The organism is Rhodobacter sp. SGA-6-6 (assembly GCF_011043545.1).
Taxonomy (GTDB): domain Bacteria; phylum Pseudomonadota; class Alphaproteobacteria; order Rhodobacterales; family Rhodobacteraceae; genus Pseudogemmobacter.
Window position 1 is genome coordinate 16,869 of the sequence record NZ_JAAKGP010000021.1, and the last position, 12,940, is coordinate 29,808.

At 66.4% G+C, this 12,940-nt stretch carries 10 protein-coding genes; 8 read left to right on the plus strand and 2 right to left on the minus strand.

Going from position 1 to position 12,940, the window contains the following annotated elements; genetic code table 11:
• The first annotated feature begins 6 nt into the window (after positions 1–6).
• Together G5B31_RS19885 and G5B31_RS19890 are read left to right on the plus strand one after the other, a co-directional pair.
• Positions 7–2,004 carry a conjugal transfer protein TraG gene (locus tag G5B31_RS19885; protein WP_165019942.1) on the plus strand — a complete coding sequence of 666 codons (1,998 nt, stop codon included), beginning with the start codon at positions 7–9 and terminating at the stop codon, positions 2,002–2,004.
• A gap of 13 nt (positions 2,005–2,017) precedes the next feature.
• Complete coding sequence (locus G5B31_RS19890) at positions 2,018–2,449, plus strand: ribbon-helix-helix protein, CopG family (RefSeq protein WP_165019943.1); 432 nt, start codon at positions 2,018–2,020, stop codon at positions 2,447–2,449.
• A gap of 9 nt (positions 2,450–2,458) precedes the next feature.
• Here G5B31_RS19890 and G5B31_RS19895 read toward each other — a convergent pair whose 3' ends face one another.
• Entirely contained in the window at positions 2,459–2,884 is a 426-nt protein-coding gene (locus tag G5B31_RS19895; protein ID WP_165019944.1) for a type II toxin-antitoxin system VapC family toxin, read from the minus strand.
• Positions 2,881–3,144, minus strand: coding sequence for a plasmid stabilization protein (locus tag G5B31_RS19900; protein ID WP_165019945.1), 264 nt, complete (start codon positions 3,142–3,144; stop codon positions 2,881–2,883). Before G5B31_RS19900 ends, G5B31_RS19895 begins: the two co-directional genes overlap by 4 nt.
• Before the next feature lie 285 nt (positions 3,145–3,429).
• Here G5B31_RS19900 and trbB point away from each other — a divergent pair, with 285 nt between their 5' ends.
• The 6 genes from trbB to G5B31_RS19930 all read left to right on the plus strand — a co-directional run bounded on the left by trbB (position 3,430) and on the right by G5B31_RS19930 (position 12,878).
• The gene (trbB, locus tag G5B31_RS19905; RefSeq protein WP_165019946.1) at positions 3,430–4,479 is read left to right on the plus strand and encodes a P-type conjugative transfer ATPase TrbB; all 1,050 of its coding nucleotides are present in this window, start codon (positions 3,430–3,432) and stop codon (positions 4,477–4,479) included.
• Between the two features lie 444 nt (positions 4,480–4,923).
• On the plus strand, positions 4,924–6,726 hold the full coding sequence (locus G5B31_RS19910) for a hydantoinase B/oxoprolinase family protein (protein ID WP_205912035.1): 1,803 nt from the start codon (positions 4,924–4,926) through the stop codon (positions 6,724–6,726).
• Complete coding sequence (locus G5B31_RS19915) at positions 6,723–8,792, plus strand: hydantoinase/oxoprolinase family protein (protein ID WP_165019947.1); 2,070 nt, start codon at positions 6,723–6,725, stop codon at positions 8,790–8,792. The genes G5B31_RS19910 and G5B31_RS19915 overlap by 4 nt, the downstream gene beginning before the upstream one ends.
• Before the next feature lie 19 nt (positions 8,793–8,811).
• Positions 8,812–9,744, plus strand: a complete 933-nt coding sequence (locus tag G5B31_RS19920; RefSeq protein ID WP_165019948.1) for an aminotransferase class IV — start codon at positions 8,812–8,814, stop codon at positions 9,742–9,744.
• A gap of 4 nt (positions 9,745–9,748) precedes the next feature.
• Positions 9,749–10,516, plus strand: a complete 768-nt coding sequence (locus G5B31_RS19925) for an SDR family NAD(P)-dependent oxidoreductase (RefSeq protein WP_165019949.1) — start codon at positions 9,749–9,751, stop codon at positions 10,514–10,516.
• Between the two features lie 43 nt (positions 10,517–10,559).
• Positions 10,560–12,878: an FAD-dependent oxidoreductase gene (locus G5B31_RS19930; protein ID WP_165019950.1), complete on the plus strand. Its 2,319-nt coding sequence runs from the start codon at positions 10,560–10,562 to the stop codon at positions 12,876–12,878.
• Positions 12,879–12,940: the final 62 nt, after the last annotated feature.

Consider the following 12,940-nt stretch of genomic DNA (forward strand, 5'->3'; position numbering starts at 1 on the left):
TCCATCATGACCGCCACGAAAATCCTCTGGGGCCAGATCACCATCGTCTTCCTGATCGTGCTGATGACCACCTGGACCGGCACGCAATGGGTGGCCTGGCGCTTCGGCTTCCAGTCCCAGCTCGGCCCGCCCTGGTTCGACCTCTTCGGCTGGCCGATCTACTATCCGCCCGCGCTCTTCTGGTGGTGGTATTTCTACGAGGCCTATGCGCCGCGGATATTCTACGAGGGCGGGCTGATCGCCGCCTCGGGCGGCTTCCTTGCCATCATCATCGCCATCACGCTCTCGGTGATGCGCGCCCGGGAGGCGACCGACATCGACACCTACGGTTCGGCCCGCTGGGCTGAACGGGCGGAGATCGAGTGTGCCGGGCTGCTCGGCCCCGACGGAGTGATCCTCGGCAAGCTTGATCGCGACTACCTGCGCCATGACGGGCCGGAGCATGTGCTGTGCTTTGCGCCGACCCGATCTGGAAAGGGCGTCGGGCTCGTCGTGCCTTCGTTGCTGACCTGGCCCGGCTCGGCGATCGTCCACGACATCAAGGGCGAGAACTGGCAGCTGACCGCTGGCTTCCGCTCGAAACATGGCCGCGTCCTGCTGTTCGACGCCACCAATGCCGCTTCCGCCGCCTACAATCCGCTGCTCGAAGTCCGTCGCGGCGAGTGGGAGGTGCGGGATGTGCAGAACGTCGCGGACGTGCTGGTCGATCCCGAAGGTTCGCTGGAAAAACGCAATCACTGGGAGAAGACCTCCCATTCGCTCCTCGTCGGCGCGATCCTGCATGTGCTCTATGCCGAGCCGGACAAGACCCTCGCTGGCGCGGCCGCCTTCCTCTCCGACCCGCGCCGCCCGATCGAGGCGACATTGCACGCGATGATGACCACGTCGCATCTGGGTGAGGCCGGGCCGCATCCTGTGGTGGCCTCGACCGCGCGGGAACTCTTGAACAAGAGCGACAACGAACGTTCGGGCGTTCTGTCGACGGCGATGTCCTTTCTCGGCCTCTACCGCGATCCGGTGGTCGCCGCCGTCACCTCGCGCTGCAACTGGCGCATCGCCGATCTGATCGCCGACCCGAAACCCTCGACGCTCTATCTTGTGGTGCCGCCCTCCGACATCTCCCGAACCAAGCCGCTGATCCGGCTCGTCCTGAACCAGATCGGTCGCCGCCTGACCGAGGATCTCCATGCCAAGGACCGCCGCCATCGCGTGCTGATGATGCTCGACGAGTTTCCCGCCCTCGGGAGGCTGGACTTCTTCGAAAGCGCACTGGCCTTCATGGCGGGCTATGGCATCAAGTCCTTCCTGATCGCCCAGTCGCTGAACCAGATCGAGAAGGCCTATGGGCAGAACAACTCGATCCTCGACAACTGCCATGTGCGGGTGAGCTTCGCGACGAATGATGAACGCACCGCCAAGCGGGTCTCCGACGCCCTCGGCACGGCGACCGAAATGAAGGCGATGCAGAACTATGCCGGCAGTCGGCTCGCGCCCTGGCTCGGCCATATCATGGTCTCGCGCTCGGAGACCGCCCGCCAGCTCCTGACCCCGGGCGAGATCATGCAGCTGCCGCCCGACGACGAGATCGTCATGGTCGCCGGCAGCCCGCCGGTCCGGGCGAAGAAGGCGCGCTACTATCAGGACCGCCGCCTCGTCGAACGCATCCTGCCGCCACCCGATCCGGGCAAGGTCGCCGTCTCGACGCGCCCGGATGGCTGGTCGGCGCTTCAGCCGCGGCAACCCGATCCATCGGCACCGACCGCGGGGCAGGGCGGAAAGAAGGCTGAGGACAAGGCCAATTCCAGCCTCCGCCGCGAGCCGGAGCTGCCCGAGCATGTCGAAATCGTCCATGACAGGATCGACCCGGCGCCGGAAAGCGAGTTCGCCATGATGCTCGACGAGATGGACGAGGACAGCGCCCGGCAGCGTCAGGCTCTGCGCCGCCAGATGGGAGGCCTCGCCCGGCAGGCCTCCCTCGATCCGAACGATGGCATCGATCTTTGAAGGAGGACCTGACATGCGAGATCGCCTCAGCATTTCTCTGCCGGTCAAGCTGATCGGGCGCGTTGCCGACCTCGCCGAACGGAAGCGCCTGTCGCGCTCCGCCATCGTCGAGGCAGCACTGGACTCCTTCCTGTCGCCGGACAGTGCCGACATGCAGGAGGCTGCGTTCACCCGCCGCCTGGACCGCCTCTCGCGGCAGGCCGCGCGCGTCGAGCGCGATCTGCGCATCTCGACCGAGACGCTGGGGCTCTTCATCCGTTTCTGGCTGACCATCACGCCGCCCATCGCGCCCGAGGACCATGCCACCGCACAGGTCAAGGGGCGCGAGCGCTTCGAGGGCTTCGTGGATACGCTCGGGAAACGCATTCAGAAAGGGCAGAGCTTCCTGGACGAGATCCCCGATGACATCTCGCCGCCTGCAGCCGGGGAACAGGACGACCAATGACCAACCGACCTAGTTTCCCGTTTCCCAAGGGTTGATGACGGTCACGCCGGCCGCCCTGAAGGGTGCGGCGTCGCGCGTGGCGACGGCGAGGCCCTGGGCAACTGCGGTTGCAGCGATGAAGCCATCGGCTTTGCCGATCGCCTCGCCACGCGCCCGCGCGGCAGCCATCAGGCGGGCAAAGGCTGCCGATGCCTCGAGATCGAAGGGAAGGATGCGGTCGCCAAAGAGCGGCAGCAGCGTTTCCTCGAGGCGCGATCTCAGGCCTTCCCTGCGTTTTCCCTCCGGCAGGACCGCCACGCCGAAGCGCAGCTCAGCCACCGTGATCGCGGACAGGAAGAGCGTTTCGACAGCCTGGCCATCGAGCCATGCGACCACGCCCGCGTTGGGCGTGACCTGCATCGGCTCGGACACCACATTCGTGTCGAGAAGGATCATCTGTCGAAATCAAGCGGCTGCGCCGGGGTCCGGTCGCGCGCGATCGCGGCATCGAAAGCGGCCTGCTCTTCCCGCGTCAGACGGGTCTCGCGCCCGATCTCGGCCAGCAGAGATCCCAGCCGGACGCGGCCTTCCGGCAGCGCGGCCCGCTCGAGGATTTCGCGGACCTCCGCCTCGGTGCTGCGGCCGTGCTGGGCGGCGCGGATCTTCAAGGCCCGATGGGTCTCCGCCGACAGGTTTCTGATGGTGATGGAAGCCATGATTTCACCTTCTTTAAATTGCAATCAATGATATCGGTCGTATGGGTGTGATGTCAATGCTGACGGCTCACTGCGCCGCGAAAGCGCCATCGCGTGGCCGACGTGATTCGGCCCTTCCAGAGCCTTTCGCAATCAATGCCGCGAAAGCAATTCCGCCGATCTCCTGTATTTGCGCGCCACCCTACTACGACGACCGAAACCTGTTGAAACCCCGCAATTCGTGGCTCTCTTGATCATCCCCATCCGGGGCGCCACCACGACCGTCCCCGGCGGAACGGGGACGAGATGGCAGGCTTCGACAACCAGCAGGCAACGGCCCAACGTGGCGTGCGGATGCTCCGGACCGCGCTCGGGCCTGCCATCTCAACTCTCCTGCAAGACCCGACTGTCATCGAGGTGATGCTGAACCCCGACGGGCGGATCTGGGTGGATCGCCTGTCGCAAGGGCTGGCCGATACCGGGCAGACACTGTCGCCCGCCGATGGCGAGCGGATCGTGCGGCTGGTCGCCCATCATGTCGGCGCAGAGGTCCATGCCCGCAGCCCGCGGGTGTCGGCCGAACTGCCCGGGACGGGGGAACGGTTCGAGGGCCTGCTGCCACCGGTCGTTGCCGCGCCGGCCTTCGCGATCCGCAAGCCTGCCGTGGCGATCTTCAGCCTCGACGACTACGTCGCTGCCGGGATCATGACCCCGCTTCAGGCCGAGGCGCTGCGCCTGGGCGTCGCCTCGCGCGCCAACATCCTCGTGGCGGGCGGCACCTCCACCGGCAAGACCACCCTGACCAATGCGCTCCTGGCCGAGGTCGCCAGGACGCAGGATCGCGTCGTCCTCATCGAGGACACCCGCGAGTTGCAATGCGCCGCGCCGAACCTGGTGGCGATGCGCACCATGGACGGCGTGGCCACGCTCTCCGACCTGGTCCGCTCCTCGCTGCGTCTGCGCCCCGACCGCATCCCGGTCGGCGAAGTGCGTGGTGCCGAGGCGCTCGATTTGCTGAAAGCCTGGGGCACCGGCCATCCCGGCGGGATCGGCACCATCCATGCCGGATCGGGGATCGGCGCCCTGCGTCGTCTCGAACAGCTGATCCAGGAAGCCGTGGTCACCGTGCCGCGCGCGCTGATCGCCGAAACCATCGACCTGGTGGCCGTCCTCTCGGGACGTGGCACCAATCGTCGCCTGACCGAACTCGCCCGCGTCGACGGGCTCGGACCCAACGGCGACTTACGGTCGAAACGCGCGTGTCCAGCGCAGTGGCGGCCGAGGAGAAGCTCATCTGCTCGGCGGCTGCGAGCACGAACCTCAGAGTACGCATATCGAAGGGCAGGCCGGTCCTAGGCCATCGTGCGATTTGCTCCGACAGAGGCCAGCCCGATACCACCATTACTGCACACCTTCGCTTTCCCGTTGCACGGATTCATCGCCACTACTTTAGGCGTTCGCTCGTGAACGCAAACGTCGATGGGTGCTGCCGCACGTGCCGGCAGTCGGCTCAACTTTGGACTGCTAGCCTGAGCGCTTTCGGCGCCACGGCCAGCCTGTTGCTCGCTGGTATTTGCGCGTACTTTGATGGCCCGCTAGTTCCCGAAGAGCCATCAAGCCGTAGCATCCTCCGGCTCGCCCCGTCTTTGCGGGTGCATACCACCGCAGACGCAGAAGCGCGCATAAAGTCGGATGATATGTTGCATAATAACAACTTACTCGACGCGCCGGAGGACCCGGGACCATAGTGCCCGACATGCTGGCCGTTCGGTCCGGCCCCAGTCGACAGGAAACCAAGTTTTGTCACGCGACGAGCAAACCATCACCCCGCCCGGGATCGACATCTTCACCATGGTCATCCTGCGGCGCCGATTCGAAGCCATCATCGGCGAAATGATCAATGCCCTGTTCAGGTCGGGGCGATCGGGCGTCCTCAACACGGCGATGGACTTCTCCTGCAGCCTGACCGACGCCAACTTCCAGTCGATCAGCCTAGCGCAGGGGCTGCCGGTCCATGTCGGTGCCATCGATCTGATCCCGCGGGCGATCGTCGCCAAATTCGGAGACGACATCCGGCCCGGCGACTGCTTCGTGAACAACAGCGGCTATCTCGGCAACACCCATTGCGCCGATTTCACCGTCTGCGCGCCGGTCTTCGTTGAGGACAGGATCGCCTTCTACGTCATCGCCCGGGCCCACCTGGGCGACATCGGCTTCCCGACGCCTACCACCTACAGCCCGCGGTCGCGCGATGTCTACGAGGAAGGGCTGATGCTGCCCTGCGTGCGGATCCAGAAGGACTACCGCGACGTTCCCGAGGTGATCGACATCTGCAAGGCCAACATCCGCGTGCCGGAACAGTTCTACGGCGACTATCTCGCCGTACTGGCGGCGGTGCGCACCGGGGAAAGCCGGCTGAAGGCGGTGTGCGAGAAATATGGCGCCGGGACCGTGCGGCAGTTCGTGGACGAGTTCCAGAACTATGCCGAGCGGATGGCCCGCCGCGCCATCGCAGCGCTGCCGAAGGGGCGGGTGTCGAAGGAGATGCTCTACGATTCCGAGACTGATCTCTACCCCGGCGGCATCCCGATCCGCGCTACCATCGAGGTCGACCCGGAAGAGGAGCTGATCACCGTCGACCTGCGCGACAATGTGGACAACCTGCCGCTCGGCATCAACATGACCGAAAGCACCACCACGGCGGCGGTGATGACGGCTGTGCTGAATGTGCTGGGGGCCGACGTGCCGCGCTGCACCGGATCGTTCCGGCGGGTGAAGCCCTTGATGCGCGAGGGAGCGGCCATCGGCAAGCCGCGCTTCCCGGCGGCCACCTCCTCGGCCACGACCAACCTGTGCCATGCGCTGATCCCGCACCTGCAATCCATGTTCGCCGACCTGCGCGGCGACCTTGGCACCGCCTATGGCACCATCGGGATGCCGGGTTCCTGCGCGGTGGTCAGCGGCACCGACACCCGGCACGGCCGGCCCTTCGTCAACCAGCTGATCATGGGATACTGGGGTGGTCCGGCGATGCACGGCCATGACGGTTGGCTGACCTATGGCAGCGGCGCGAGCCAGGGTATCCTGTGGCAGTCCAGCGTCGAGGTGGTCGAGCAGCAGCAGCCCATCATCATCGAGCGACTGGAGGTCCGGGTCGATTCCGGCGGTGCCGGCGAATGGGAAGGCGCGCCGGGCGCCGATTGCGTGATCCGGCCGCGCGAGGGCGACGTGCGCTTCATGGTCAATTCCGCCTCGCGCGACAATCCCCCGGCCGGGGTCCGCGGCGGGCAGCCAGGGGCGGCGATGATGATCGCCCGGCTGGCCGGAGACGGGGTGCGCGAGGAACTGCCGATCTCGGTAGACACCGTGGTCCGCCCGGGCGAGAAGCTTCTGTCGCTCGGCTGCGGCGGCGGCGGCTTCGGCGACCCGCTGCGGCGGGCGCCGGAGAAGGTCCTGGCTGCGCTGAAGGCGGGGCGGATCTCGGCCGAGCGGGCGGCCTCGGTCTATGGCGTGATCGTCGACACCAGCGGCCCCGAACCCGTGCTCAACGAGGCGGCAACGCTTGCCCGCCGTGAAACCAAGCGTCAGGGAGCCCTGCAATGAGCCTGAAAATCGCCGTCGACGTTGGCGGCACCTTCACCGATCTCGTGCTGGAGGCCGAGGCCGGGCTGGTCAAGACCTACAAGGCCCCCACAACACCCGAGCGCATCGTCGACGGCATCCTCGACGGCATCGCACTGATCGCCACCGACCTGTCGATGACGACCCGGGAATTGTTGGCAAGCTGCGCGCGGTTCTCCTGCGGCACCACGGCGGCGACCAACGCCATCCTGGAGAAGACCTATGCCCGCACCGGCCTGATCTGCACCGAGGGGTTCCGCGACACGCTGACCATCCGCGAGGGCGGCAAAGCCGACACCTACACCCTCGCCATCGACTACCCCGAGCCCTACATCCCCCGTCACCTGACGCTGGGTCTGCGCGAGCGGATCAACAGCGAGGGCGGCGTGGACGTGCCGCTGGACGAGGCGCAGGCCGTCGAACTCCTGCGCGAGATGCACCGGCTGGATGTGCAGGCCATCGCCGTCTCGCTGCTGTGGTCCATCGCCAATCCCGCGCATGAGATCCGCATGGGCGAGCTGATCGCCGAGCATCTGCCCGGTGTGCCCTACAGCCTCAGCCACCAGACCAGCCCGACGATCCGGGAATACCGGCGCACCTCGGCCACGGCCATCGACGCCTCGCTGAAGCCGCTGGTGGGGCGGACCATCAAGGAGCTGGAAAGCCGGCTGCGCGCGGCAGGGCTCGAGGGGGTGCTGACGCTGATGACCTCGTCCGGCGGCCAGACCGCGGTGGACGAGGTGCTGGCCCGGCCGATCAACCTTTGCCTGTCGGGGCCCTCGGCGGCGCCCGAATCCGCGCGCAGCGCCATCCGGGCCGAGGGCGAGCCGACCTGCAACGCCATCGTCGTCGACATGGGCGGCACCAGCTTCGACATCTCCATCGTCGACAACTGGCAGGTTCCGATGCACCGCGAGGGCGTGATCGACGGCAATGTGTTCGGCGTCGCCTCGGTCGAGGTCAAGACCATCGGCGCGGGCGGCGGCTCCATCGCACGGGTCGACGCGGGCGGCTTCATCCATGTGGGGCCGGAAAGCGCGAAGTCGGTGCCCGGCCCGGCCTGCTACAAGCGTGGCGGCACCCGGCCGACGGTGACGGATGCCAATCTCGCCCGAGGTTTTCTCGATCCCGCGAACTTCGCCGGCGGCACGATGACGTTGTCGGGAGAGAACGCCGCGACCGCGATCCGCACCCATATCGCCGAGCCGCTGGAGATGGATGTGGACCAGGCGGCCAGCCTGATCGGCCTGACGGTCGAGCAGAACATGGTCGCCGCCATCGAGGAGATCACCATCAAGCGCGGCGTCGATCCCCGCGAATACGTGATGGTGGCGGGCGGCGCCGCCGCCGGGCTGCATGCGGTTCCCATCGCGCGGGAACTGGGGATCAAGCGGGTCTTCGTGCCGCCGGTGGCGGGGGTGCTCAGTGCCTTCGGCATCCTGGTCAGCGACATGAAGACCACCTTCTCGCGCAGTGTGCCCACCTCCAGCGACGCTTTCGACCATGGCCGGATCAATGTCATGCTTTCGGAACTCGCTGCCGAGGGCGAAGCTTACCTCGACCGCATGGGCATTGCGCCGGAAGATCGTGATATCACCTTCTCGGTCGAGGCGCGCTATCGCGGGCAGGTCTGGCAATTGTCGGTGGGCTTCGACAACCGGCAGATCGGCGGCCCGAATGAGCTGGCCGCCCTGACCGAAGCCTTCCATCAGGTGCATGAACGGCTCTACTTCGTGCGGTCTACCGATCCGGTCGAGTTCACCGAATGGAGCGTGCTGGCCACGGGACGGGCGCCGCGCCGCGCTTTGGACCACGGGGTGACGGCGCTGCCGGGTGCCGCGCCGGTCCACAAGGGTGCGCGGTCGATCTATCTTCGCGAACTGGGCGGACGGCAGGAGGTGCAGGTGATCGACGGCGCCAAGCTGGGAGCAGGAGCTTCGATTGCAGGTCCGGCCCTGATCGACCAGCCTTTGACGACCATCGTCCTCTATCCCGGAACCACGGCCCGGTCGACCGCCAACGGTGGTCTCTGGATCGACCTTCACTGACACAAGGACCGCCGCAGAAATGGCTACCACTTCCCCAAGGATTTATCTCAACGGCCGCTTCGTTGGCGAGGACGAGGCGAAAGTGTCGGTGTTCGACCGCTGCTTCCTCTACGGCGATGGCATCTTCGAAGGTGTGGCGGTCTGGGACCGCGCACCGTTCCGGCTGCAACCGCATCTCGACCGGATGCGCGACGGGTTGGACTACCTTCGCATCCCCAACCCCTTCACCGATGTGGAATGGGAGGACCTGATCGAACGGACCATCGCCGAGAATGCGATGGAGGACGGCTACCTGCGCATCCAGATCAGCCGGGGCGAGGGCATCTCCTCGATCAAGTGGGAGCCGCGGCTGCTGAAGAAGGCCGAGCCGAATGTGACGGTGATCCCGATCCGGGGCTTCAAGGACTACTATAAGGGCCTGATCGCCGAGAAGATGGAAGCCGGCCTGCGCGCCATCTTCCTGTCCCGGCCGCGGGTTTCGACCGCCGCGCTGCCGTCGGGAACCAAGCACTGCAACTACCTCAACAGCGTGCTGGGCGCGATCGAGGTGACCTCCTCGGGGCACGATATCGGCATCGCCGTGGACCGCGAGGGCTTTGTCTCGGAAGGGATCGCTTACAACGTCTTCGCCCTTAAGGGAAACCGGCTGATGACGGCCCCGATCAGCCGCGACATCCTGCCCGGCATCACCCGCGCCGTGGTGATCGAACTGGCCCGCGCCGAGGGCCTCGAGGTCGACGAATGCCTGTTCGACGCCTTTACCCTGTCCTCGGCCGACGAAGTCTTCATCTGCTCGACGCTCGAACTGGCGGTTCCCGTGGTCGAGGTCGACGGCCGCAGGATCGGCACCGGCAAGCCTGGCCCGGTCAGCCGCCGACTGGGTGGCCTCTTGACCGAAACCATGGCGGGCGAGGCGGCGACCTGGCACGCCAGCCGCAAGAAAAAGGGATGATGCAATGACGAACTTCACCGATCTGACCGGCAAGACCATCCTGGTAACCGGCGCGTCGCGCGGCATCGGCGAGGGCATCCTCCGCGGTCTGGTGGCCCAGGGTGCCGCGGTGGTGCTGAACTACACCAGCAGCAGGGACCGCGCCGAGGCCATCGCCGACGAACTGGGCCGCGACAAGGTGCTGCCGGTGCAGGCCGCCATGGACAGCGTGGAGGATCTGGAACGGCTGTGGCAGACCGCCGTGGCATGGAAGGGCCGGATCGACGTGCTGGTCAACAACGCCGCGGTGCGCCAGCCGATCGCGATGACCGCCGATGCGAAGGACTGGGACGCGCACTGGCTTTACACGCTGAAGGTCAATCTCGTGGCCACCGCGCATCTGTCCCGCCTGGCCGTGCTGCATTTCGAGGAAACCGGCGGTGGCAGCATCATCGGCATCTCGGCCCGGATCGCCGTGCGCGGGGACCGGCCGGACTTCTTCCACGATGGCGCATCGAAGGGCGGGATGAACTCGCTCCTGCGCGGCATCGCCCGCTTCTACGCCAAGAAGAACATCCAGACCTACATCCTCTGCGTCGGCGTCATCGGCACCCGCCAGGGCGAGGACATGCTGTCGATCTATGGCGCGCAGGAGATGCTGAATGAAATCCCCGCCGGCCATTTCGGCACGCCCGAGGACGTGGCGAACGTGGCGGTCTTCTGCGCCAGCGGCAAGGCGAAATACTCCAGCGGCACGACCATCGACGTGACCGGCGCCTCGTTCATCCACTGAACGGGCCGCATAGGACAGCAACAAACGGGAAAGCGGAACAAAAATGGCTCTGCCGGCACAGGTTAGCACCGTCATCATCGGGGGCGGCATCATCGGCTGCTCGATCGCCTATCATCTGACCAAGCTCGGCATCCGGGACGTGCTGCTCTTGGAACGGCGGCAGCTCTGCTGCGGCACCACTTGGCACTCCGTGGGATCGGTGGCAGAATTGCGGGGCACCCGCCGCATGACCGAACTGACGCGCTACACGGCCGAGCTTTATCGCAATCTGGAGGCCGAGACCGGCCAGGCCACCGGCTACAAGAAATCCGGCTCGATCATGCTCGCCCTGAACCGCGAACGGCTGATGGAGATGGAGCGTGCGGCGGCGCTTGCCCGCCAGTTCGGCCATGACGCCGAGATGATCTCGCTCGCCGACATCCGCGACCGCTGCCCGCAGGTGGTGATCGACGATGCGCTGGCTGGGTTCTACATCTCCAGCGATGGCCGCACCAATCCGGTGGACACCACCCAGGCGTTGGCCAAGGGCGCGCGGATGGGCGGGGCGAAGATCGTCGAGAATGTCGAGGTCACCGGCCTTCAGGTCGTGAACGGCGAGGTGCGCGGCGTCCTCACCACCGAGGGGCCGGTGCAGGCGGAAAGCGTGGTGCTGGCGGCCGGGATGTGGGGCCGGGAATTCGGCGCCGCGCATGGCGTGAGCCTGCCGCTACAAGCGGCCGAGCATTTCTACGCCGTGACCGAGCCGATCCCGGGCCTGCAACCCTCGATGCCCTTCATCCGCGTGCCGGACGAAAGCACCTACTACAAGGAGGATGCCGGCAAGCTGCTGTTCGGTTGCCTCGAAAAGCGGGCGAAGCCCTGGGCGCTGGACGGGATCCCGAAGGATTTCTGCTTCGACTCGCTGCCCGAGGATTTCGACCATTTCGAGCCGATCCTGACCGCCGCGCTGAAGCGCTTCCCCCTGCTGGAAACCGCCGGCATCCAGCTGTTCTTCAACGGGCCCGAGAGCTTCACCCCCGACGGCAACGCGCTGATGGGCGAGACACCGGAACTTCGCAACCTCTTCGTCGCCTGTGGCCTGAACACGGTCGGCGTGATGACCGGCGGGGCGATGGGGCTGATGATGGCCGAATGGATCGCCAACCGTCGCCGCCCCGAGGGTTTTGCCGAATACGACGTGGCGCGGTTCTCGCCCTTCCAGTCCCGCCGCAGCTACATGCGCGACCGCACGGTCGAGGCGCTGGGCGTGCTCTACGATGTCGGCTGGCCGAACCGCGAGCATGTTTCGGCACGTGGCGGCCGCCGGCTGCCCTTGCACCACCAGCACAAGGGGGCCCATGCGATCTTCGGCAGCCGCGCTGGCTGGGAAGTGCCGCTGGTCTTTGCCCCCGATGCTGAACGCGCAGTGCTGCAACCCAGTTACGGGCGGCAGAACTGGGTGGAATGGGCAGCGGCTGAAGCCACGGCTGCGGACGAAGAGGCGGTGCTGTTCGATCTGTCCGCCGACGCGAAGCTTCGGGTCATGGGCGCCGAGGCGGTCGCGGCGCTGCACCGCCTGGGCGGGCAGAACGCGCCACCGCAGCCCGGACTGACGACTGCGGTGTGGCTGACGGCAACGGGCAAGATCGAGACTGCGGTCCGCATCCTGACCGTGGGCAATGACGAAGCCTATGTTCTGTCGGTGCCGGGAACCGAGCGGCTGCATCGCAAATGGCTGGCAGGCGCGGGTATTGCCCCCGATGCGATCCAGACCGTCACCTCAGCCCATGGGCTTTTCCTGCTGCTCGGCCCGAAGGTGGACGAATGCCTGGCCGGTGTGGGCGCGGGGCAGGGCGCCGCCGAGCTGCGGATGGCCGAGATCGGTTATGCTCCGGCGGTGATCGCTCCGACTTCGGTCGGCGGCGCGCGGGGCGTCCTGGTCCTTCTGGACAGCGAGTTCGCGGCCCACGCCGCCGAGACGCTCCGTGCCGCTGGCCTTGTGCGGCAGGGTGGTCTCTATGCCCTGGAATCCCTGCGCATCTCGGTCGGAGAGCCCGCTTGGCCGAACGAGCTTGGCGATACCGTAATGCCGCAGGAGGCGGGTCTCGCCCAAGGCAAGATGCCTCGAACCACAGCCCTTGTCGGCATCGCGCTGGCCACCGATACCGGCGCACTCTACGGGGCCGAGGGCATCCTCTGCGACGGCCGCCCCGTGGGTCTGACCAGTTCGGGCGCCTGGTGCCACAGGCGCGGTGTGCCGGTCGCATTGGGCTTCGTCAGCAACTCTGACGGGGTCGATGCAGCCTGGCTCAGCAGCGGCAGTTTCTCCATCGACATGCCGGGCGGGCCGGTGAAGGCACATTTGCGCCTCATCGGCGGATAGATTTGCAGGCATCTTCGGCGGCCCCGCAAGCGCTGGAATTTCCGAATTAACTCTGGAGTTAG

Excerpts from the sequence above, each read along its gene's own strand:
- G5B31_RS19885 (WP_165019942.1), top strand. The coding sequence starts at position 7 with ATGACCGCCACGAAAATCCTCTGGGGCCAGATCACCATCGTCTTCCTG.
- G5B31_RS19890 (WP_165019943.1), top strand. The coding sequence starts at position 2,018 with ATGCGAGATCGCCTCAGCATTTCTCTGCCGGTCAAGCTGATCGGGCGC.
- G5B31_RS19895 (WP_165019944.1), bottom strand. The coding sequence starts at position 2,884 with ATGATCCTTCTCGACACGAATGTGGTGTCCGAGCCGATGCAGGTCACG.
- G5B31_RS19900 (WP_165019945.1), bottom strand. The coding sequence starts at position 3,144 with ATGGCTTCCATCACCATCAGAAACCTGTCGGCGGAGACCCATCGGGCC.
- trbB (WP_165019946.1), top strand. The coding sequence starts at position 3,430 with ATGGCAGGCTTCGACAACCAGCAGGCAACGGCCCAACGTGGCGTGCGG.
- G5B31_RS19915 (WP_165019947.1), top strand. The coding sequence starts at position 6,723 with ATGAGCCTGAAAATCGCCGTCGACGTTGGCGGCACCTTCACCGATCTC.
- G5B31_RS19920 (WP_165019948.1), top strand. The coding sequence starts at position 8,812 with ATGGCTACCACTTCCCCAAGGATTTATCTCAACGGCCGCTTCGTTGGC.
- G5B31_RS19925 (WP_165019949.1), top strand. The coding sequence starts at position 9,749 with ATGACGAACTTCACCGATCTGACCGGCAAGACCATCCTGGTAACCGGC.
- G5B31_RS19930 (WP_165019950.1), top strand. The coding sequence starts at position 10,560 with ATGGCTCTGCCGGCACAGGTTAGCACCGTCATCATCGGGGGCGGCATC.